The sequence below is a fragment of the Ligilactobacillus equi DSM 15833 = JCM 10991 genome (assembly GCF_001435735.1).
Classification (GTDB): Bacteria; Bacillota; Bacilli; order Lactobacillales; family Lactobacillaceae; genus Ligilactobacillus; species Ligilactobacillus equi.
In genome coordinates this window covers 1-576 of record NZ_AZFH01000133.1, presented here as the reverse complement: position 1 = coordinate 576, position 576 = coordinate 1, and the positions used below count along the sequence as shown (strand labels likewise).

Below are 576 nucleotides of genomic sequence, written 5' to 3'. Positions count from 1 at the left end.
ACTCCATGAATCAGTATCAAACTTGTAATTCTTAGGAAGAATTGAAGATTTAAGCGCGTAAGTTACAACGTGACCGAAACCAACTTCTTGTTGGTCAAGAGACTTAGGATTACCAAGATTTTCAATTACATCCTTCTTAGGATCCAAGTTGTATACATAGTTCTTAACCATGTTTGTCTTGTAGACGTTACCTGCGTTCACTTGTTGAGCGGTGTTGTCAATTTCAGTACCATTCTTCAAGCCAGACTTAGGTGTTGCGTAGAAGACTACATTAAGCTTTTGTCCACCAAAAGTTGAAATTAACTTAGCAGCTTCCTTAGCTGTAACCTTAAATGAGCCTTTCTTGTCATCAAATTGTACATTAAATTGTTTTGTAACGTCGTTACCTTTACCGTCTAAAACAGTAATTAAGTCTTTGTCAACGTCTACCTTAGTTTCATCGAAATCATCTGAGAAGGAGAATTCACGACCAGAAGTTTCTGATGAAAGGGTAGTACCTGCCATGTCTGATAAATCCCACGTCATGGAGTATTTCAACGTATCACCAACTAAAACATTAGTTCCGTTGATATCTTC

General features: G+C 37.3%; 1 protein-coding gene. It reads right to left on the bottom strand.

Translation table 11 applies throughout. The annotated features are described in order from the left end of the window. A partial coding sequence (locus tag FC36_RS07580; protein WP_202813096.1) for an SspB-related isopeptide-forming adhesin occupies nucleotides 1–576 on the bottom strand: 576 nt, incomplete at both ends.